Annotated in this window: 16 protein-coding genes; 11 read left to right on the top strand and 5 right to left on the bottom strand. The window is 69.0% G+C overall.

The genetic code is table 11. The annotated features are described in order from the left end of the window. Positions 1–113: 113 nt before the first annotated feature. Entirely contained in the window at positions 114–1,904 is a 1,791-nt protein-coding gene (locus ABB55_RS24805; RefSeq protein ID WP_152982176.1) for a methyl-accepting chemotaxis protein, read from the bottom strand. 280 nt (positions 1,905–2,184) lie between these two features. On the opposite strand from ABB55_RS24805, the gene rpiA reads away from it, so the two are divergent. The 4 genes from rpiA (at position 2,185) to ABB55_RS24825 (ending at position 7,281) form a co-directional block, all read left to right on the top strand. Beyond that, positions 2,185–2,874, top strand: a complete 690-nt coding sequence (gene rpiA, locus ABB55_RS24810; RefSeq protein WP_054361215.1) for a ribose-5-phosphate isomerase RpiA — start codon at positions 2,185–2,187, stop codon at positions 2,872–2,874. Between the two features lie 21 nt (positions 2,875–2,895). After that, positions 2,896–3,393, top strand: a complete 498-nt coding sequence (locus tag ABB55_RS24815) for a DUF2059 domain-containing protein (protein WP_054361216.1) — start codon at positions 2,896–2,898, stop codon at positions 3,391–3,393. Positions 3,394–3,629: 236 nt separating this feature from the next. Next, on the top strand, positions 3,630–5,024 hold the full coding sequence (gene gor, locus ABB55_RS24820; RefSeq protein WP_152982290.1) for a glutathione-disulfide reductase: 1,395 nt from the start codon (positions 3,630–3,632) through the stop codon (positions 5,022–5,024). A gap of 295 nt (positions 5,025–5,319) precedes the next feature. Continuing rightward, positions 5,320–7,281 (top strand): potassium transporter Kup, encoded by a 1,962-nt coding sequence (locus tag ABB55_RS24825; RefSeq protein WP_054361217.1) that lies wholly within the window; start codon positions 5,320–5,322, stop codon positions 7,279–7,281. Positions 7,282–7,421: 140 nt separating this feature from the next. Here ABB55_RS24825 and ABB55_RS24830 read toward each other — a convergent pair whose 3' ends face one another. Further along, positions 7,422–8,123, bottom strand: a complete 702-nt coding sequence (locus ABB55_RS24830; RefSeq protein WP_083463924.1) for a GntR family transcriptional regulator — start codon at positions 8,121–8,123, stop codon at positions 7,422–7,424. A gap of 310 nt (positions 8,124–8,433) precedes the next feature. On the opposite strand from ABB55_RS24830, the gene ABB55_RS24835 reads away from it, so the two are divergent. Then, a complete protein-coding gene (locus ABB55_RS24835; protein ID WP_394367251.1) occupies positions 8,434–9,834 on the top strand; it encodes a class II 3-deoxy-7-phosphoheptulonate synthase in 1,401 nt (466 codons plus the stop codon). A gap of 186 nt (positions 9,835–10,020) precedes the next feature. After that, positions 10,021–11,061: a PAS domain-containing protein gene (locus ABB55_RS24840; RefSeq protein ID WP_152982177.1), complete on the top strand. Its 1,041-nt coding sequence runs from the start codon at positions 10,021–10,023 to the stop codon at positions 11,059–11,061. Positions 11,062–11,093: 32 nt separating this feature from the next. On the opposite strand, the gene ABB55_RS24845 is transcribed toward ABB55_RS24840, so the two are convergent. Continuing rightward, positions 11,094–12,041 (bottom strand): GNAT family N-acetyltransferase, encoded by a 948-nt coding sequence (locus ABB55_RS24845; RefSeq protein WP_152982178.1) that lies wholly within the window; start codon positions 12,039–12,041, stop codon positions 11,094–11,096. Positions 12,042–12,178: 137 nt separating this feature from the next. Here ABB55_RS24845 and ABB55_RS24850 point away from each other — a divergent pair, with 137 nt between their 5' ends. From ABB55_RS24850 to gltX, 3 genes are all read left to right on the top strand, one after another. Further along, positions 12,179–13,903, top strand: a complete 1,725-nt coding sequence (locus tag ABB55_RS24850; RefSeq protein WP_083463925.1) for an NAD+ synthase — start codon at positions 12,179–12,181, stop codon at positions 13,901–13,903. 200 nt (positions 13,904–14,103) lie between these two features. Next, positions 14,104–14,388 (top strand): hypothetical protein, encoded by a 285-nt coding sequence (locus ABB55_RS24855; RefSeq protein ID WP_054361221.1) that lies wholly within the window; start codon positions 14,104–14,106, stop codon positions 14,386–14,388. Between the two features lie 46 nt (positions 14,389–14,434). After that, positions 14,435–15,811, top strand: coding sequence for a glutamate--tRNA ligase (gene gltX, locus ABB55_RS24860; protein WP_152982179.1), 1,377 nt, complete (start codon positions 14,435–14,437; stop codon positions 15,809–15,811). Here the strand turns inward: gltX and ABB55_RS24865 are convergent. Together ABB55_RS24865 and ABB55_RS24870 are read right to left on the bottom strand one after the other, a co-directional pair. Continuing rightward, positions 15,774–17,069: a DUF2865 domain-containing protein gene (locus ABB55_RS24865; protein ID WP_054361223.1), complete on the bottom strand. Its 1,296-nt coding sequence runs from the start codon at positions 17,067–17,069 to the stop codon at positions 15,774–15,776. The two genes, gltX and ABB55_RS24865, sit on opposite strands and share 38 nt — an antisense overlap. Before the next feature lie 178 nt (positions 17,070–17,247). Continuing rightward, positions 17,248–17,856: a MarR family winged helix-turn-helix transcriptional regulator gene (locus tag ABB55_RS24870; protein ID WP_083463926.1), complete on the bottom strand. Its 609-nt coding sequence runs from the start codon at positions 17,854–17,856 to the stop codon at positions 17,248–17,250. A gap of 26 nt (positions 17,857–17,882) precedes the next feature. On the opposite strand from ABB55_RS24870, the gene ABB55_RS24875 reads away from it, so the two are divergent. Next, positions 17,883–19,391, top strand: coding sequence for a diguanylate cyclase (locus ABB55_RS24875; protein ID WP_054361225.1), 1,509 nt, complete (start codon positions 17,883–17,885; stop codon positions 19,389–19,391). A 127-nt stretch (positions 19,392–19,518) separates the two neighbouring features. Further along, the gene (locus ABB55_RS24880) at positions 19,519–20,028 is read left to right on the top strand and encodes a CreA family protein (protein WP_054361226.1); all 510 of its coding nucleotides are present in this window, start codon (positions 19,519–19,521) and stop codon (positions 20,026–20,028) included. Positions 20,029–20,069: the final 41 nt, after the last annotated feature.

Raw genomic sequence — 20,069 nt, forward strand, 5'->3', positions numbered from 1 at the left:
TCTGCGGACTTACGGACGGTCAGCCCGTCCAGGTCTCGCGGCAATGCGCTCGCGCATCACCGGGTTATGATGGGATCGGGCCGGGCCGGCCGCCGGCGGCAGGGTCCGGCGGGTCAGTATCGGTAGGCGGTCCGGAAGCCGCCCCAATGGCGGCCGTCGACCATGATCGGCACGTCGATTTCCTTCATCATCACGATCTTGCCGCCGCCGAGGTCGCGCGGATAGCTTTGCACCAGGAACGGACGCATGTTGCGCGCGGCGAGGAGGCCGGCGCGATCGTCGAAGATGCGCCGGTTGCGGGCGTTGGCCGCGTTCCAGACCGGATCGCCGCGGCGCTGCGGATGGGAATAGATCCGATTGTGCACCGGCAGCCAGCCGTTCACGTCGACGGCCGCCGCAAAGGTCATGCGCGAATCCTCCGCCAGCAGCGGCTCCTGGATCGGCGGCAGCAGGCGGTCGAGGCTGACCAGCGCCCGGTTGGCATATTGCTGCGGGTCGCTGTCCGGGATCGCCGAATAGTCGGTATCGAACAGGTCGGCGGACGAAAGCTCGCCGCGCCGGATCGCGGCCGCCAGCGTCTCGCCGATCGCGCCCGCCCCACGCTTGGCCCGCGCGATCCCCTGCTCGAATTCGGCCGCCACCGCGACGACGCACGCGGCGACGCTGGCCGGGACCGGCGCTCGGAAGGCGATATGGCAGCCGAGCGGGCTGTTCGCCACGACATGCCCGTCGACCGATCCGACGCCAGCGATGTCGAGCGAGACCGGTTCGCCGACGCGCGGCGCTTCGCCGGATACGGCAACGAGCACGCCGCCGAGCGACAGGTCGACCGTCTTCACGGTCGCGGTGTGGCGTCCCCGGAAGTGACCGGTCCGTTCGACCGGCCATCGGTCGAAGCGTCGGCGATCGGCCTCCGGCGTCTGGCGCAGGACCGTGACCAGCTGGCGCGTCATGTCCTGGACCGAGCGGCCGATCGCGTTTCCGGCGGCTTCGACGTCCTGGCCGACGCGCACGGCCTGATCGGTCGCGGCCCGGATCGATTGCGCCCGCGTCGCCACCCCCTCGGTGAAGCCGGTGGTCTCCGTCGCGCTGCGGCTGGCCTCGGCGATCCGCGCCTCCTGCGCGGCGACCGCGCCGGCCACTGCGGCAGCGGCCGGACGGATGCGCCCGATGGTCTCGATGACCCGCGAAACCGCGGCAATCGAGGTCTCGGCGGTCTGGTGCAAGGTGGCGATGCGGCGGGAAATCTCGTCGGTCGCCTTGCGCGTCTCGACCGACAGGGCCTTGACCTCGCTGGCCACCACGGCGAAGCCGCGGCCGGCGGCACCTGCGCGTGCCGCCTCGATGGTGGCGTTGAGGGCGAGCAGATTGGTCTGCCCCGCGACATCGGCGATCAGCGTCACGACGGACTGGATCTGTCCGACCGCGCCCTGCAGATCCGCCACGCTGCGGGTCGCCGCGGCCCCGGCATCCTCGGCTTCGGCGACGAGGCGGTCGGATTGCTGGGCCTGGCGGCCGACTTCGCCGTTGGCCGCGGCGAAACTTCCGATTGCCTCGGCCAGCCCGACCATGTCGTTGCGGGCCGTCTCGGTCTCTCCGGCCAATCGTCCGGCATCGCTGCGGATCGCGGTTGCGGCCTCCGCGCTGGTGCCGGCGGCCTGCAGCATGGCCTGCACGACGCCGGCAAGACGGGCTTCCGCGCGCTTCAGATCCCCCTCGATCAGGGCGACGACGTCGGCGATCGCGGCCTGGGAGGTGGTGGCCAGGGAGTTGGAAGCCTGGGAGGTGGAAGCCTGCGAGGTGGTAGCCTGGCGATCCGGCGCGCCGGTGTCCTCCTGCGCCGAGGGACCGGCTGCGGGCATGGCGGTGGACTGCGACCGCAAGGCGAGGAATCGTCGGAACATGGACGGACCCGGGCAGAAGGAGGCGGAGTCAGGGTCGACCGATATGGTAAGGGATCAGTTAAGCAAATTCGAATGTATTGCCTAATATTTCGGCATAGCCTGCAGAATCATGGCCCGGACGCTACGGCATTCCTCGAATTGCATCCGCCGATTTTTCATCCATGCGGAGAACCGACGGCGCCGGCGCCGGGCCTGAGCCGGACCCACTGGCCCGCAGCGACGGGCTGGAGTATGGAGAGCCGCCGGCATCGGGCCGGCGATCGGCAGACGGTCGGATGGCATGAGTGCGGAATTGAAGCGGAAGGCAGCCGAGGTTGCGCTGACCCATGTCCGTCCGGGCATGCGGCTTGGCCTCGGAACCGGCTCGACAGCCGAGGCGTTCGTCCGGCTGCTCGGGCCGCGCGTGGCCGAAGGTCTCGACATTGTCGGCGTGCCGACCTCGGAACGCACGGCCGCCCTGGCCGCCTCGCTCGGCATCCGCCTCGCCACGCTGGACGAATTGCCCGAACTCGACCTGACCATCGACGGCGCGGACGAGATCGGGCCGCGGCTGGCGCTGGTCAAGGGCGGCGGCGGGGCCCTGCTGCGCGAGAAGATCGTCGCGGCGGCTTCGGCGCGCATGATCGTCATTGCCGACAGCGCCAAGGTCGTGGCCGAGCTCGGCGCCTTTCCGCTCCCCATCGAGGTGGTGCCCTTCGGCCTGGAGGCGACACGCCGGGCGATCGTCGCGCGCGCCGCGGCCCTCGGCCTCGAGGGTCCCGTGCAGCTGCGGATGGCCGGCGACCGGCCCTATCTGACCGACGGCGGTCATCTGATCCTCGACGCATCTTTTCGCCGGATTCCGCAGCCAGAAGCGCTCGCATTGGCGCTTTCCGGCATTCCGGGCTGCGTGGAGCATGGCCTGTTCATCGGCCTCGCCAGTCTCGCCGTCGTGGCGGGACCGGACGGGGTCTCCCTTCTCGAGCCCTGACCATCCATCGGAGTGACATCGATGATCCGAACCCTCGCCAAGCCTCTCGCCGTTCTGGGCGTTCTCGTTGCGCTCTCGAGCGGCGCCGCGGCCCAGGAGTTTGCCAAGGACCACATCGCCTCCGCCCGTGCCGCCATCGAGGCGTCGAGGGTTTCCGAGGGCTTCGACAACATCCTGCTGATGGTCGCGCAGCAGACCAAGGGCCTGTTCCAGCGCTCCAACCCGGCGCTGATGCCGACCATCGAAGAGGTCACCAACAAGGTCGCCATCGACATGGCGGCCCGCCGCGTCGATCTCGACAAGGAGATCCAGCGCATCTGGGCCTCCAAGTTCTCGAAGGCCGAACTCGACGAGATCGCCAAGTTCTACAATTCGGCGGTCGGCAAGAAGCTCGCCAACGAAACCCAGGCCATGGTGGCGGCCTCGGCCCAGTTCGTCGTGAAGTGGCAGCAGCAGCTGTCCCAGGACATGGTCGCGAAGGTTCGCGAGGAGATGAAGGCGCGCGGTCACGCGCTTTGACCGACCCCGCGATGGGGGCACCGGCCGGGAGCGGTCGGGGCGACCGTCGCGATCGTCGGATTTCGGTCACCTGCCATGCGGAGCGTGAAAGTCGCTCCGCCCGGCCGTACATGAGGGCCCGGCGCCGGCACTGCGGCGCCCGGCGGAACACTCCCGCGCCGTCGGCATGAGCCGGGCGGCCTGCTGCCCCTCGGGGCCGGCGGGCGATGGGGCAGCCGGACCGGTTCGGGGCACGCATCATGAGCCATGACTACGACCTCTTCGTGATCGGCGCGGGATCCGGCGGCGTGCGCGCCGCCCGGATCGCGGCCCAGCACGGTGCGCGCGTCGCGATCGCCGAGGAATATCGCATCGGCGGCACCTGCGTGATCCGGGGCTGCGTGCCCAAGAAGCTGATGGTCTATGCGTCCCGCTTCGCCGACGAGTTCGCCGACGCGGCCGGCTTCGGCTGGACGGTCGGCGAGGCCCGCTTCGACTGGGCGACGCTGATCGCCAACAAGGACCGCGAGATCGCGCGGCTCGAAGGGATCTACCGGTCCAATCTCGCCAAGGCCGGCGTCACCATCCTGGAAAGCCGGGCCGAGGTCGTCGGGCCGCATGCGGTCGAACTGGTCGCCACCGGCGAGCGGATCACGGCCGGGACCATCCTGGTCGCGACGGGCGGCCGGGCCGAGGTCGACGAGCGGCTCGACGGCGTCGAGCATGTCGTCACCTCGAACGAGATGTTCCACCTCGAGCACCAGCCGCGGCGCCTCGTCGTCGCCGGCGGGGGCTATATCGCGGTCGAGTTCGCCTCGCTGATGGCCGGTCTCGGCACCGAGACGACGCTGGTCTATCGCGGCGAAGAGATTCTGCGCGGCTTCGATCGCGAGGTCCGCCGGCATGTCCACGCCGAACTCGAAAGGCGTGGCGTCCGCATCATTTGCGGCGACATCTTCAGCCGGATCGAGAAGACCGCGGACGGTCTCGACGTGACCCTGCGCTCGGGCGGCCGGCTCGTGGCCGACACCGTCATGATGGCGATCGGGCGCCGCCCCAACACGGCCGGTCTCGGCCTGGAGGCGGCGGGCGTCACGCTCGATGCCAAGGGCGCCGTGGTGGTCGACGCGCAGAGCCGCAGTTCGGTGCCGTCGATCTATGCGGTCGGCGACGTGACCGATCGGTTCAACCTGACCCCGGTCGCGATCCGCGAGGGCCATGCCTTCGCCGACACCGTGTTCGGCGGTCGTCCGGTGACGGTCGACCACCGGCTGGTCCCGACGGCGGTGTTCACCACGCCGGAGGTCGGCACGGTGGGGCTGACCGAAGATGCGGTCATTGAGACCGGCCGGGCCTACGACGTCTACCGCGCCACCTTCCGGCCGATGCGGGCGACACTGTCGGGCCGCGAGGAACGCATGCTGATGAAGCTCCTGGTCGACGGCGAGACCGACCGGGTGCTCGGCTGCCACATCGTCGGCCCGGATGCCGGCGAGATGGTGCAGTTGATCGGGATCGCGCTGAAGATGGGGGCGACCAAGGCGGATTTCGACGCCACCATGGCGGTGCATCCGACCGCCGCGGAAGAACTGGTGACGATGCGCGTCCCGTCGGAGCGGCACCCGGCGCGCCTGCCGGCGGCCGCAGGCTGACCGCCGGAGGTCGACCGGCCGGAGACGAAGCGGCGCAGTCCGAAAGGCAGAGGCGGGGGGCGTTGTCTTCCGCGCGCGGGCCTGCTATCAGCGCTGCGCTTGAGACGAGCCTCAAAGGAAGGCGTATGCCGGAACGCTCGAGAGCGTTCAGATGATCCGCAGCTGACGAGCGGAACCCAAAACCGAACATCGCGAAATTTGACAGGAGGTCCCGGCCCGACACGGCCGGCGGCCCCTCGACCAATCGATTTCCGGGTTCGGGCGTTGTCCCGGCAGGGCAAGGAGATTAGCGCCCATGGCGCATACCGACATCGATACGGTCGCGGTCGACCCGGGCCTCCCGCAGGGCGGCGCGGGCGCCGGCCCGACCCAGGGCGCCGCCGGCGCGGCCGCACCGGGGCTTGCGCATGGCGCGACGCAATCGGGCCTGCTGGCCGCCCTGGGCATCGTCTTCGGCGACATCGGGACGAGCCCGATCTACACGCTCGACACCGCGCTCAAGATCGGCGTCATCCAGCCGATCCAGGCCGACGTGCTCGGCTTCCTGTCGCTGGCCATCTGGTCGCTGCTGATCGTGGTCGGCGTCTGGTACGCGGCCTTCATCATGCGCGCCGACAATCGCGGGGAGGGCGGCATCTTTGCCCTGATGGCGCTCGCGCATCAGTCGGCGCCCAACATGGCCGGCTTCATCGCGGTGCTCGGCATCATCGGCGCCTCGCTGTTCTACGGCGATGCGGTCATCACCCCGGCCATCTCGGTGCTTTCGGCCGTCGAAGGCCTCTCGGTGACGGCGCCGGCGCTCGACCATCTGGTGCTGCCGCTCGCCCTCGTCATCCTGACCACGCTCTTCGCCGTCCAGCGCGGCGGCGCCTCGCGGGTCGGCGGCTGGTTCGGGCCGATCATGCTGATCTGGTTCGGCGTCCTCGCCGTGCTCGGTCTCTGGCAGATCGTTCAGTATCCGGTCGTGCTGGCCGCCTTCGATCCGCGCTGGGGTCTCTCCTTCCTGCTCAATGCCGGCTGGGGCGCCTTCGCCATCCTGGCCGTGGTGGTTCTGGCGGTGACCGGTGCCGAGGCGCTCTACGCCGACATGGGGCATGTCGGCCGTCAGGCCGTGCGCAAGGCCTTCGTCTTCGTCGTCGCGCCGTCGCTGATCCTCAACTATCTCGGGCAGGGCGCCCATGCCCTGCGCGATCCGGTCAACGGCGCCCACGACACCTTCTTCCATCTCGTCCCGCCGGCCATGCAGCCGTTCCTGGTCGTGCTCGCGACCCTGGCGACCGTGATCGCCAGCCAGGCGGTGATCTCGGGCGCCTTCGCGGTCACCCACCAGGCGTCGCATCTCGGCTTCTGGCCGCGGGTCGAGACGCGCCACACCTCGGCCGCGGAACGCGGACAGGTCTATGTGCCGTCGGTCAATCTGGTCCTGTTCTTGGCGGTGATCACCGTCGTGCTGGCCTTCCAGAAATCGGAGAAGCTCGCCGAGGCCTATGGCTTCGCGGTCACCGGCACGATGGTGGTGACCTCGATGCTGGCCTTCCTGGTCGCGCGCAAGGTCTGGGGCTGGCCGGCCTGGAAGGCGATCCCGGTGGTCGCCTTCTTCATGCTGTTCGACGTGTCCTTCTTCCTGTCCTGCGCCACCAAGGTGCTGCATGGCGCCTGGCTGCCGCTGGTGCTGGGCGTGCTGCTGATCCTGGTGATGGCCGGCTGGCGGATGGGCCGCATCCGGCTCGCCGCCCGGCGCCGGCATGAAGGCGTGCCGCTGAAGATCGCCCTGTCGGCCTTGCGCAGCCCGCGCGTCGAACATGTCCGCGGCACGGCGGTCTACCTGATGGAGGACAAGACGCTGGCGCCGCGCGCCTTCCTGCACAATCTGAAGCACAACAAGGCGTGCCATCAGCAGATCGTCTTCCTGTCGATCCAGACGACGGATACGCCGTGGATCGAGGATGCGTGCCGGGTCAAGGCGGAGACGCTCGGCGAGGGACTGGCTCTGGTCCAGGTCCGATTCGGCTTCATGGAAGCACCCGACGTGCCGGCCGCCGTGAACGCGACGGAGACCATGGGGGTCCATATCGACCGCAAGGACCTGAGCTACTTCGTCAGCCGCGCCCATCTTGTCGAGGGCGACGAGGGCGGTCTGTGGACCTGGCTGCGCGGTCTGTTCATCTTCCTCTACCGCAATCAGGCCGAGCCGGCAGAATACTACAACATCCCGCATGGCCGCGTGGTCGATCTCGGCTCGCAGATCACCATCTGAAGGCCGGCGCGGCACGGCAGCTTAAGGCCGTCGGGGCAGGTCGCGCCGTTTGTCGGGTGGCGGCCGGCGGACCGCTTCGGCAGGCACCCCCGTGTCGGCGGCGCGCCCCCGGCTGCGGCGCCGCAGCCGGCCGTTCGAACTCAGTCGACGAAGTATTCGGGCCGCTCGACGGAATAGCGCAGCAGGGCCTCGCCGAGCGTGTCGATATGCGCCGCAGCGATGTCGCAGGCCATCACGCCGTCATGCTTGCGCAGCGCGGATACGATGTCCCGGTGATGCTCCTGGAAGGATTGATTGAGCCAGATGTCGCTCGGCAGCATGCGGGCGGCGCGCGCCGTCATGGCCAGGCCGATATCGACCTGATTGACGAGCTTTCCAAAGCCGCTGCTGCCGGCGATGGCGAGATGAAATGCGTGGTTGGCAGCCACGTATTTCGTCTCGTCATGATTCTGGAGCGCCTCGTCGAGGTCGGCCACGATGGCGTCGAGCTTGGCCAGGTCCGCCTCGGTCGCGCGCTCGGCCATCCGACGGGTGGCATAGCTTTCGAGTGCGGCGCGAATGCCCAGGCTCTCGGCGATCGCCTTCCGGCTGAGCCGGGTGACGTAGCTGCCCCGCTGCGGAAGGACCTCGACCAGCCCCTCCCGCTCTAGCTGTGATAGTGCCGTCGTGACCGGCTGTCGGGATACGTTCATTTCCCGGCACAGGACGGACTTGTCGATAAAGGACCCCGGCAGCAGTTTCATTTCCACAATCATGCTGCGGATGGCGCGATAGCAAGATTCCGACTTCTTTTCATATTTATTTTCTTGAATAAAATCGGTATTCCCACGCGCACGAGTCATGACAAGAGACGCCCTTTTAAGTTCATTTTGTAAGAGTAAATTCCTTAAAGTTTATAGCGATGTCAACGCTGAATTGAAACTTGGCAGGCTCGGATGAGGCTTTGGTCCGGTAAATCTACTAGGCTCGGTGTTATTACGTTATATTGACAAGTGCCTATGTGACGTCTCTCCGGTGCTGACGCAGCGGCGCGGCGGCCGTGGCCGGGTCGAAAACGGGTGGCGGTAGCATCGCAGGGCCACGGCGTGTATAAGCGTGCCCCAAATCAAGACGGGGGCTCGTCCAGGCCGGCCCGGGGTGGAGTGCGCTGTAATGACCGACAAAATGGCGGCGAGGGGTTGGTCCCCGGATAGCTGGCGGACAAAGCCGATCGTCCAGGTTCCTGACTATCCCGACAAGGCGATCCTGCACGCCGTCGAGGACGATCTCAGGACCTGGCCGCCGCTGGCCATTGCCGACGAGGCCCGCAAGCTGGAGATCGCGCTGGCGCGCGTCTGCGAACGCCGGGCCTTTCTGTTGCAGGGCGGCGATTGCGCCGAGAGCTTCTCCGAGCATTCGGCCAACAACATTCGCGACTTCTTCAAGGTGTTCCTGTCGATGGCGGTCGTTTTGACCTATTCGGCGGCCTTGCCGGTCGTGAAGGTCGGTCGGATTGCCGGTCAGTTCGCCAAGCCGCGCTCGTCCAATGTCGAGAAGCGCGGCGACGTCGAACTCCCGGCCTATCGCGGCGACATCATCAACGGCTTCGACTTCTCGCCGGAAAGCCGCATCCCCGATCCGACGCGGATGCGCATGGTCTATCGGCAATCGGCTGCGACGCTGAACCTGCTGCGCGGCTTCGCGACCGGCGGCTATTCGAAGCTCGAGCGCGTCAACCGCTGGATGCTCGATTTCCTGAGCGACAGCCCGGTGGCCGAACAGTACCAGGAACTCGCGGACCGGATCACCGAGGCGCTCGAATTCATGGCCTCCTGCGGGCTGACCGCCGACACGGTCCCGCAGCTGCAGGGCGTGCATTTCTACACCAGCCATGAGGCGCTGCTGCTGCCCTACGAGGAGGCGCTGACGCGCGAGGACTCCGTCGAGGGCGGCTGGTACGACACCTCCGCGCACATGCTCTGGATCGGCGACCGCACCCGCCAGCCGGATCACGCGCATATCGAGTATATGCGCGGCATCGAGAACCCGATCGGGCTGAAATGCGGCCCCTCGCTGACGCCCGACGGCCTGCTCGAACTTATCGACGTGCTCAACCCGTCGAACCGTCCGGGTCGCCTGACGTTGATCGCACGGTTCGGCTCCGACAAGGTCGGCAAGCACCTGCCGGCCCTGATCCGCGCCGTCGAGCGCGAAGGCCGCAACGTCATCTGGTCCTGCGATCCGATGCACGGCAACACCATCACGTCGTCGAGCAGCCACAAGACCCGCCCGTTCGGCCGCATCCTCGAGGAGGTCCAGGCCTTCTTCGACATCCATCGCACCGAGGGCACCTATGCGGGCGGCGTGCATCTGGAGATGACCGGCAAGAATGTCACCGAATGCACCGGCGGCGCGGTGGCGATCCAGGATGCCGATCTGGGCAACCAGTACGACACCCTGTGCGACCCGCGGCTCAATGCCCGTCAGGCGCTGGAACTGGCGTTCCTGATCGCGGCCGAACTGAAGAAGGATCGGTCGATGCGGCCGAGCACCCTGCTCGCGGCAGCGGAGTGATCCGGCCCGCATGAAGGCGTCTGACGGCCCTCGGCGCGGTTGACATCGCAGAGGCCGGAACCGTCGCGGCAAGGCGCGGCGGCTCCGGCCGTCCACGGCGCCTTGCCCACGCCTCGCATAAAGATTCCTGAATTTGTAAAAAATTGGTATTTTGGGCCGAGGCTCCCGGTGGAACGGGACATGGCCATGGTCGACAGGGAAGCGCTCTACCGGGATATCGCGCTGTCGCTGGACGTCGGCTACTGGATGCTCGACTGCGCACGCGAGAGCATCTACTGGCCGAAGGGACTGGGCGTCGAGAAGGTCCAGAAGAGCTACGGGTGGACGCCGCTCGGCGAGGTGGCGCAGTTCTACGACGAGCCGGAACGGCTGCGCTTCTTCGGCTATGTGCGCGATCTCCTGGCCAATCCCAACAGTGACCGTCGGCTCGACATCGTGGCACGGGGGCCGGCCGGCGCCCGGATTCCGCTGCGCATGTGCGGCCGGGCGGTTCGCGACGACCGCGATCTCTACGTCTTCGGCGTGATCGAGGTATCGCCTGTCCCGCGCGAGCGCGACGATGCGGCCCGGCAGTCGAGCGCTTTGCTCGACAGCGTCCTGGCGGCCACCGACAGCGGCGTCATCCTGTTCGACGAGGCCTTGAACCTGCGCCGGGCGAATGGCGCGGCGCTGCAGATGTTCGCACCGGCGGCCGGGGAGGGGCCGGCGGCACTGGCGGCGGCCGCGGAGCGGTTGCCGGCCGATATGATGAAGGCCGTCGCCGAGGCTTTCGCGCGCCGTGCAGGGACGGCCGGCCGGATCATCCTGGCCGACGGGCGCCGCGCGATGTGGCGCGCCACGCCCTATTGGCTCGGGCCGCAGGGGCCGCGCGGCGGGCTCCTGGTCGTCAACGCCGCCGGTCCGGCGCGTGCACCCGCGCCGGCCGCGCCTGCGGGCCGCTTCGACGTGCTCGAGAATCTCGCCCATCCGGCGGTGGTCGTCTCGGCGACGGGGGCCGACCTGAAATTCGCCAACCGGCCGGCGCGGCAGATGCTGCATCTGGCCGACAACGCGCGCTATCGCGTGCGCAATCTCTTCGAGGTGGCCGGCCCGATGGCCGTCGCTCGGGTGCAGCCGCCGGACCCGCGCGCCGACATCCTGCCGGTCGCCTTGCCGATGGGCGCCCGCATCGCCCGCATGGGCGAGCCTGACGATGACCTCCTGTTCGTGGAATATCTCTACCGGTAGGGGGGCCGCGTACCGGCTCTGCCGCGGCCGGTTCAGCCGTAGTCGAAATCGATCAGCTCGTAGCGGTCGAGGCGGGTCGAGCTTGCGCCGCCGGGCTCGGCGGGACCGTCGTCGCGAATGTGCAGCGTGAGCGGCGATCGGCGCAGCGCGGTCGGCACGGCGAAGCCCGGCACGGCGCCGATGGCCGGGTTCAACCCCGCATAGACGAAGACGGGGCGCCGGCTGCGTCGGCATGCGGCCGCGATCGCGGCGCGGATCTCGCTGCCCATGGTTTCGGCGCCCGGCCGGGCGAACAGGCCCAGAATGCACAGGACCGGCAGCCCGCTCATCCGTGCCCGGCGGGACAGCAGGAGGACGTTGTCGGTCGCCTCGATGCCGTAGCGGTGCCGCGGGTTGCCGAGGCGGCGCAGCAGCGTCTCGGCGGTCCACACGATCCCGTCGCCCGGCTCGTCGGCGAGGTGGTTCTCGAACAGGGCCAGAATTTCGGCGCCGCCGAGGCGGTCGAGATCCTGCGACAGGAATACGGCGCGCGTCGAGCCGAGCCCGATGCCGGTCCGCGCCTCCAGCCGGTGGCAGGGCGGCGCCTTGGCGAAGCGCTCGACGACCGGCACGGCGGTCGCATTGGGCACGCCGAGCATGAAGCGGATGCCCTCCGCGCGGCACTGGGCCATGCCCTCGCGATACATCCGGATCATCAGCGGACCCGAACGGTGGCCGGGCTCGACGCATTGGTCGACCACCAGGACGCCCTGGTGCAGGCCGCCGCGATGGCGGATCGACTGGCGCAGCAGCACGAGCTGGCCGACCTTCCGCCCGAGCGCCGAGACCCCGATGACGATCGCGCCCTGCGAGAAGGCGTCCCGGTAGAGCCATTCCAGAGCCGCGGGCGAGAAGGCCTGGCCGAAGGCCGCCGAGGCCATGCGGGCGGTCTCGGCAAAATCGACGCGCGGTTCGCGGGCGATGGTCAAGGCGGCGGTCATCGAGGCGTCCCGGTCGGTCGGCGGCACCAACCGATAGCGCAACCGTCCGGCGCCGTGTGAAGATCCGCGTTTTTGCCTTAACGGATCGCCCCGACGCGCTCTTGCCGCTCCCGCGCCGGCGCGATAAATCCGGAACCATGACCGACCGCCTGAAGATCGCCATCGCGCAGCTCAATCCGACCGTCGGCGACATCGCCGGCAACCTCGTCAAGGCGCGCCGGGGCCGTGCCAAGGCGGCCGCGCTCGGGGCCGATCTGGTCGTCTTCACCGAACTCTTCATTGCGGGCTATCCGCCGGAGGATCTGGTGCTGAAGCCGGCCTTCCAGGCCGCCTGCATGCGCGCGGTCGAGGACCTGGCCGGCGAGACCGCGGACGGCGGGCCGGCGGTCCTGATCGGTTCGCCCTGGCGCGACGGCGAACGGCTGCACAATGCGGTGGCGCTGCTGGCGGGCGGGCGCATCGAAGCGGTGCGCTACAAGGTCGACCTGCCCAATTACGGTCCCTTCGACGAGAAGCGGGTCTTCGCCGCCGGGCCGCTGCCGGGGCCGGTGACGGTCAAGGGCGTGCGCATCGGCGTGCCGATCTGCGAGGACATCTGGACCGACGAGGTCACCGAGTGCCTGGCCGAGACCGGTGCCGAAATCCTGATCGTGCCGAACGGCTCGCCCTACTGGCGCGACAAGACGGACGAGCGCCTGCAGGTGGCCGTCGCGCGCGTGGTCGAGACCGGGTTGCCGCTGATCTACGCCAACCAGCTCGGCGGCCAGGACGAACTGGTCTTCGACGGCGCCTCCTTCGCGCTCAATGCCGATCGCAGCCTGGCCTTCCAGATGCCGGCCTTCGAGGAGGCCGTGGCGCTGGTCGTCTACGAGCGGGACGGGGACGGCTGGCGCTGCACCGAGGGCCCGATGGCGAGCCTCGCCGAGGGGGCGGAGGCCGACTGGGCGGCCTGCATGCTGGGCCTGCGCGACTATGTCGACAAGAACCGCTTTCCGGGCGTCGTGCTCGGCCTCTCGGGCGGTATCGATTCCGCGGTCGTCGCCGCGCTTGCGGTCGATGCGCTCGGGCCTGAGCGCGTCCACTGCATCATGATGCCCTACCGCTACACCTCCGGCGAAAGCCTGACCGACGCGGCGGCCTGCGCCGAGGCGCTCGGCGTGCGCTACGACACGGTGCCGATCGCCCCGGCGGTGGAAGGGTTCCTGGAGTTGCTGTCGCCGCTCTTCGCCGGCACCACCAGCGGCATCACGGAAGAGAACCTGCAGTCGCGCACCCGCGGCACGATCCTGATGGCGGTCTCCAACAAGTTCGGCGCCATGGTGCTGACCACCGGCAACAAGTCGGAGATGTCGGTCGGCTACGCCACCCTCTACGGCGACATGAACGGGGGCTTCAATCCGATCAAGGACCTGTACAAGATGCAGGTCTTCGCGCTCGCCCGCTGGCGCAACGCGCAGGTGCCGACGGGGGCGCGCGGCCCGGGCGGCACGGTGATCCCGGTCAACATCATCGACAAGGCGCCTTCGGCGGAACTGCGCGAGAACCAGAAGGACGAGGATTCGCTGCCGCCCTATCCGGTGCTCGACGCGATCCTGGAAGCCCTGGTCGAGAACGAGACGCCGATCGCCGAGATCGCCGCCGCCGGCTACGATCTCGACACGGTGCGCCGGGTCGAGAGCCTGTTGCGGGTGGCGGAGTACAAGCGCCGGCAGGCGGCGCCGGGCGTGAAGATCACGCGCAAGAATTTCGGCCGCGACCGGCGCTATCCGATCACCAACGGCTTCCGCGATCCCGGCCTGCCGGTCGCCTTCGGCCGCAGCGTCAAGGCCCGGCTGCCGCGCGGCGATGCCGGCGATTTCTGAGGACTTCGGCCAGTCCGGTTAGGATCGGGCCGACCCGACCTGAGATCCGCGATGCGAGGATCGCCTGAAGCCTTTGAGGCCCGCGCATTTCCGCTCGCCCAGGCGTTTTCGCGCAGGCGCGAATTCTGCCTGTGCCGTCGTTCTTCGGCAGCAAGGGTGCTAACGTCCGGGCACTCGCAGCGCCGCGCCCGGAGAGTCCCATGTTCGGCCTTTCGTCCTGCACCACCTCGATCCTGCTGATCGCCGCCCTGTTCCTGCTCGCTGGCTTCCTGTTCGTGATCGTCGGCCTGGGCGGCCACCGACTCGTCCGCGAGGCCGGTTCCGGCCATTCCGTGATGCTGGTCCCGCTGAACCTCTACCGAACCGGCCACTACGGCGCCAAGCACGAGGTGCCGCGCAGTCGGCTCGCCGGCCTCAACAATGTCGCGCTGGTGATCCTGATCGTCGCCATCCTCTGTCTGTTCGCCCGTTCGCCGGCCTGCTGATCGCGCAGGATCGCCGGCGGCGAAACTCCTCCAAGGCATCCCATCCGTGACCGTCACCGTTCGTTTCGCGCCGTCCCCGACCGGCCGCATCCATATCGGCAATGCCCGCGCGGCCCTGTTCAATGCCCTGTTCGCGCTGCGCCTGGGCGGCCGCTTCGTGCTGCGCTTCGACGATACCGACCGCGAGCGCTCGCGCGAGGATCTGAAGCTCGCGATCGCCGACGATCTCGCCTGGCTCGGCATCCGGCCCGACCTGATGCTCAGCCAGTCGGACCGCACCGACCTCTACGATCAGGCGGCCGAACGCCTGAAGGCGGCGGGCCGGCTCTATGCCTGCTACGAGACGCCGGACGAACTGGAACGCCGCCGCCGCCGCCAGCTGGCGCGCGGCCTGCCGCCGATCTACGACCGAGCCGCGCTCAAGCTGACCGAGGCCGAGCATGCCGCGCTCGCCGCCGAGGGCCGCCGCCCACATTGGCGCTTCCGGCTCGACGGCCGGTCGGTCGCCTGGACCGATCTGGTTCGCGGCGAGCAGATCGTCGATACGGCCTCATTGTCCGATCCGGTGCTGATCCGCGAGGACGGCACCTATCTCTACACGCTGCCTTCGGTCGTCGACGACATCGCGCTGGGCATCAGCCATGTCATCCGGGGCGAGGATCACGTCACCAATACCGGCGTGCAGATCGAGATCTTCGAGGCGCTCGGCGGCCCGGTCCCGGCCTTCGGGCATTACAATCTGATCTCGACCGTGTCTGGCGAGGCCTTGTCGAAGCGCCTCGGCTCGCTCTCGATCGGCTCGCTGCGCGCGGCCGGCTACGAGCCGATGGCCGTCGCCTCGCTCTCCGTACTGATCGGTTCGGCGGAGGAGATCCACGCCTACCGGTCGCTCGCCGAACTGGCCGGCCATGTCGATCTGGCGCGGGTCTCGATGTCGACCGCGAAATTCGACCCGCACGAACTCGACACGCTGAATGCCCGCCTTGTTCACGGCCTCGCTTTCGAGGCGGTTGCGGAGCGGCTGGCGGACCTCGGCATTCCGGGCGCCAGCGGGATCGATCCGGGGGCCTTCTGGGACGCGGTCCGGCCGAACCTCGTCACCGTGCCGGAAGCGGCGCAGTGGTGGCGGATCGTCGTGGAAGGGCCGCAGATGGTCCCCCCGTCGGAAGGCGAGGCCGGGGCCGCGCCGACGCCGGCCGACACCGCATTTCTCGCCCAGGCACGGGCGATGCTGCCGCCGGAGCCTTGGGACGAGACCACCTGGGGCACCTGGACCAAGGCGCTGCAGGCCGCGACCGGGCGCAAGGGCCGCGACCTGTTCCTGCCGCTGCGCCGGGCCCTGACCGGGGTCGACCACGGACCGGAGCTCAAGAAGCTCCTGCCGCTTATCGGTTGGCGAAGAACTTCGGCCCGACTACCCTGACGCTGCGCGGCGCATTGCCCTCGCCGCCGAGGCCGGCCGAGGCCGGCGGCCGGATCGTCGCGATCGGCGCCGGGATGAAGCTGGCGATCGCGTTCAGGCGGGTATCGGGATCCTCGTCATAGCGTGGCTTGGCGCGCGGGATTGGCAGGTCGTCGCGCACGTCGCCGACCCGGACGGTGTTGGAGCCGGAATTGGCGCCTTCGTCCGAACTGGCATTGACCGGCAGCATCGCCGGATCCGGCCGGCCGCAGCCGCAGCCGGAGACGACTTCGGAGCGGTAGCGCAGCGCATTGGGGATGCGCGTATAGGGCGTCTCGCCATCGTCGGCGGAGACCGCCGCCTCGCTGTCCAGGCCGGTCTTGTGGACGAAGAGGCGCGTCTCCGCACCCGGGCAGCGCGCCCGGCAGATGTCGCCGTCGAGGCTGAAACGCGAGCGGCTGGTCGAGTAGGAGATCGGGAAGTAGTAGCCGTCGCACATGCGGACGCAGAGGGTGCGGTAGGCGCCGCCGTCGTCGAGCGGCAGGCCTTCGCCGTCGATCGGCTCCGGTCCGCGCGCATAGGGATCGTCCGGATCGGCCACGCCCGGCGGGCGCTCGCCGAAGATCGAACTGAAGAAGCCGCCGCCCGGGCGCGACGGTGGCACCGCGGCAACCCGCGCCCGCGGCACGCTGTCGACGCGCGTGACCCGGCCGCTGGCATCCTCGCGATAGGTTTGCGGGCCGCCGGGCCCATTCAGCGTGAAATAGCGCTCGCCGGGACCGGCGACGATCGGGGCCGGTCCGTTCTGGGTCGCGCGACCGGGGCCGGCCGCGATGGTGCCGGGCGGAATCGGGCCGCCCGCCGTCACGGAGCCGCCGGCGCCGCAGCCGGCCTGGCGCATGGCGGTCAGGATGCGGGCACGGTCCTCGCCGGACGGCGGCGCACCGGCGCTGGTGGTGCGGGCGCCGCGCGCGCGGGCCTCGAGCTGTTCGAGGTTGCGCTGCATTTCGGCAAGCTTGGCCTGGATCGCGGGACATTGCGGCGCGGCCGGCGTGAAGAAGCCGCCCTGACAGCGACGCTGATAGTCGGCGACGCCGCGCTGGAGCGAATCGCGCTGGCGCATGATCGCGTCCGACAGCGGATCGACGGCCGCCCCGGACTTGTCGAGCCTGGCGAGCTGTGCGGAAAGCCCCGCACAGACGTCCCCCTGCGCCTGCGCCACGGCGCCGAGCGCAAAAAGAAATCCGGCGAACAGGGCCGATACGAAAGGTGACCTCATCGACGATCGTCTCCGCACGACCCTTTGAACGCCCCCGCCCGAAAGTCGCCTGTCGACGGGATCGGCCTTGCTGTCCGGCCGCCGACGACCCCGTATTCTACCGCTTCGCGCGCGGCAATGCCATCGCGCCCGAAAGCCGCCGTCGCGACGGCCGTCGCCTCAGCAGCACCCCCGGCGGTCAACGGCGCCGAACCTCGCTGCGGACCGGAGCGGCGCCGCCCGGACCGGCGCCGGCGACCGGGGCCGCCGCCGTGGCGATCCGCACGAGAGCCCGCTCGAATCCGATCCGCTCGGCCGGATCGAGCCCGGCGGTCAGCAGGGCTTCCAGGCGGCTTTCGGCCTCGCCGATCAGGCGATCCGCCTGCCGGCCCTTCTCGGTCGCCGTGAGGAAGGCCTCGCGCAGGTCGGCCCGGTTGGGGCGCCGCTCGACAAGCCCCTTTCCGATCAAGGCCGCAACGGCGCGGGACACCATCGTCTTGTGCAGCCCTTCGTCCGCGGCCACCGTGCGGGCGGTGGCCTCACCGCGCCCGACAAGGACCGCCAGCACCCGGCGCTCGGCAAAGCCGATCCCGCCGCGCTCGTCGGCGATGCGGGCCAGGATGCCGGCGATCGCTTCGCCGGCATCGATCAACGCCATTGCCAGCCCGCGGGCGGCGCCCGGCTCGGCCGTCCGCGTCGCCGGTTCTTGCGCTCCTGGCATCGCAACACCCCTGCTTAACCAATCGGGCAATGGGAAGGCCGGTCTGCCGGTCCCGTTAACGATCCTTACGGGGGTTTTCCGCAGCATGCTACCGCAGTGGACAAGGTGGTCCTATGCACGACGAAATTCACAGCGATGACCTGGAACGGCATCTCAGGACGCCGGAGAACAGGCAGCTCCTCGAGCGATGGCGCGCGGCCTGGCATCGGTGCGGCGCGGTCCCGACCCTGTCGCATTTCAACCAGAACCACTTCACGGTCCCCGACATGGCCGCCGTCCTGGAGCGGCTGGCGGACGGAGAGTTCCGCTACGTCTATTTTGGCCGCGACCTTGTCCGCGCGATCCGGACCGATCTCACCGGCCGGCGCCTCGACAACCTCGGCCGCGATGTTCCCGACAGCGTTCCGAGCGCCTACAGAATGGTGGCCGAGCGGATGGCGCCGGCCCTGGCGGTCTGCACCGCCGTCCGCAGCCACTCGGTCTATTCCTGGGAGCGGCTGATCCTCCCGGTGCATGACGACCGCGGCCCGGTTCTCCTCGCGCAATCGATGCCGCTCGTGATGCGCCTCGACCTCCTGGAGGCGATCCTGCATTCGGGACCCTCCGCCATGGTCGCCGGGACGCCGGTGCGGTCGCCGGACGGTGCCATGGTCGATCTGTCGCTGATCCTCGGCAATCGGGCGGCGGTCCATCTGTTCGGCTGGGATGACGACCGGCCTTACGGGATCAAGTTGAGCAGCATTCTCGTCAATCTCGACGAGTTGGAACTGATGGACTTCTGCAATCTGGTCCTGTCGACCGGTGCGGCCTCCCGCCTGGAGGCGGATTGCATCGTCGGCGGGCGGCGCGGCACCTACGAGATCGCGATCTCGCGCTTCGAGGGCGGGGTCACGCTGACATTCTCCGACCTCGGCGAACTGCGCAGCGCCTACAATGCGCTCGAACAGCAGAAGACCGAACTCGTCATCGCCAATCGCGCGCTCGAGGCGCAGAAGGCCGAACTGGCCGCACTGGCCGAGGAGATGCGCGCCGCACGCCGCGCGCTCGACGAGGAGATGGCGCAGCGCGTCGCCCTCGAAGGCGAGTTGCGCCGTCTCGCGAGCGTCGACGACCTGACCGGAGCGATCAACCGGCGCGCCTTCATGGAGATCCTGCAGCGCGAGGTGGCGCGCAGCGTCCGCTACGGTCACCCGCTGTCGGTGATCACGCTCGATGTCGATCACTTCAAGAGGATCAACGACGCCTATGGCCATGCCGTCGGCGACGATGTCCTGCGTCAGGTGGCAGGCGCGCTGGTCGCGGCAGTGCGCACCGGGGTCGACGAGGTCGCCCGGGTCGGCGGCGAGGAATTCGCCGTCATCCTGCCGGAGACCCACATGGAGGGCGCCTGCATCCTGGCCGATCGCCTGCGCGGCCTTCTGGCCGAGATCGAGATCGACGCCAGCGACCCGTCCCTCATCACGGCAAGTTTCGGCATCGCCACCTGGGACAATCGCTTCGAGACCATCGAGACCTGGCTGGCGGGCGCCGATGCCGCGCTCTACCGGGCCAAGCAGGGCGGGCGCGACCGGATCGAGATGGCGGCGTTGCCTCCGGCTGCATCGCAAAGCCGCGCGGCCTGACCCGCGGCCTCTCGATTTGGCGTCCCCGATACCCCATATCGAGCCCATGGAGCCGGCGGCAACCCGTCTTCACCGGGCCACAGGGCCGGTGTCGGCGCGGCGAGGCCCCCGGCCGCGGAGCTCGATCATGACCTTTCGTCCTGCCGTCCTCGTCGCAACCCTGCTGGCCCTGGCGTCCGTCGGCGCCGCACGGGCCGAGGAGCCGGACCTGATCTTCAAGAAGTCGACGGTCTGGAAACTGCTCACCCCGGACCACAAGCTGGCCGTCTACGGCATCGACGATCCCGATGTGGAGGGCGTCGCCTGCCACTATACGGTCCCCGAGAAGGGCGGTCTGGAAGGCATGTTCGGCGTCGCCGAGGAGGTCTCCGACATTTCGCTCGCCTGCCGGCAGATCGGCCCGATCCGGTTCAAGGCCAAGACCGAGCAGGGCGCCGAGGTTTTCCGGGCCCGCCGCTCGCTCATCTTCAAGAAGATGCAGATCGTTCGCGGCTGCGACGCCAAGCGCAACGTACTGGTCTACATGGTCTATACGGACAAGATCGTCGAGGGCAGCCCGAAGAACTCGACCAGTTCGGTGCCGATCATGCCCTGGGGCAGCGACGCGCCGCCGCGCTGCGGCGAATGGATCAAGTGACGCGCGGTCCTGCTGCCGCGCGGGCCGTGAGCGGCCCTTGA

Source organism: Prosthecodimorpha hirschii, from assembly GCF_001305515.1.
Taxonomy (GTDB): Bacteria; Pseudomonadota; Alphaproteobacteria; order Rhizobiales; family Ancalomicrobiaceae; genus Prosthecodimorpha; species Prosthecodimorpha hirschii.

What these genes read in the sequence shown, in the direction of transcription:
- ABB55_RS24805 (WP_152982176.1), bottom strand. Translation starts at nt 1,904, where the DNA reads ATGTTCCGACGATTCCTCGCCTTGCGGTCGCAGTCCACCGCCATGCCC.
- rpiA (WP_054361215.1), top strand. Translation starts at nt 2,185, where the DNA reads ATGAGTGCGGAATTGAAGCGGAAGGCAGCCGAGGTTGCGCTGACCCAT.
- ABB55_RS24815 (WP_054361216.1), top strand. Translation starts at nt 2,896, where the DNA reads ATGATCCGAACCCTCGCCAAGCCTCTCGCCGTTCTGGGCGTTCTCGTT.
- ABB55_RS24825 (WP_054361217.1), top strand. Translation starts at nt 5,320, where the DNA reads ATGGCGCATACCGACATCGATACGGTCGCGGTCGACCCGGGCCTCCCG.
- ABB55_RS24830 (WP_083463924.1), bottom strand. Translation starts at nt 8,123, where the DNA reads ATGACTCGTGCGCGTGGGAATACCGATTTTATTCAAGAAAATAAATAT.
- ABB55_RS24835 (WP_394367251.1), top strand. Translation starts at nt 8,434, where the DNA reads ATGACCGACAAAATGGCGGCGAGGGGTTGGTCCCCGGATAGCTGGCGG.
- ABB55_RS24840 (WP_152982177.1), top strand. Translation starts at nt 10,021, where the DNA reads ATGGTCGACAGGGAAGCGCTCTACCGGGATATCGCGCTGTCGCTGGAC.
- ABB55_RS24845 (WP_152982178.1), bottom strand. Translation starts at nt 12,041, where the DNA reads ATGACCGCCGCCTTGACCATCGCCCGCGAACCGCGCGTCGATTTTGCC.
- ABB55_RS24850 (WP_083463925.1), top strand. Translation starts at nt 12,179, where the DNA reads ATGACCGACCGCCTGAAGATCGCCATCGCGCAGCTCAATCCGACCGTC.
- ABB55_RS24855 (WP_054361221.1), top strand. Translation starts at nt 14,104, where the DNA reads ATGTTCGGCCTTTCGTCCTGCACCACCTCGATCCTGCTGATCGCCGCC.
- ABB55_RS24865 (WP_054361223.1), bottom strand. Translation starts at nt 17,069, where the DNA reads ATGAGGTCACCTTTCGTATCGGCCCTGTTCGCCGGATTTCTTTTTGCG.
- ABB55_RS24870 (WP_083463926.1), bottom strand. Translation starts at nt 17,856, where the DNA reads ATGCTGCGGAAAACCCCCGTAAGGATCGTTAACGGGACCGGCAGACCG.
- ABB55_RS24875 (WP_054361225.1), top strand. Translation starts at nt 17,883, where the DNA reads ATGCACGACGAAATTCACAGCGATGACCTGGAACGGCATCTCAGGACG.
- ABB55_RS24880 (WP_054361226.1), top strand. Translation starts at nt 19,519, where the DNA reads ATGACCTTTCGTCCTGCCGTCCTCGTCGCAACCCTGCTGGCCCTGGCG.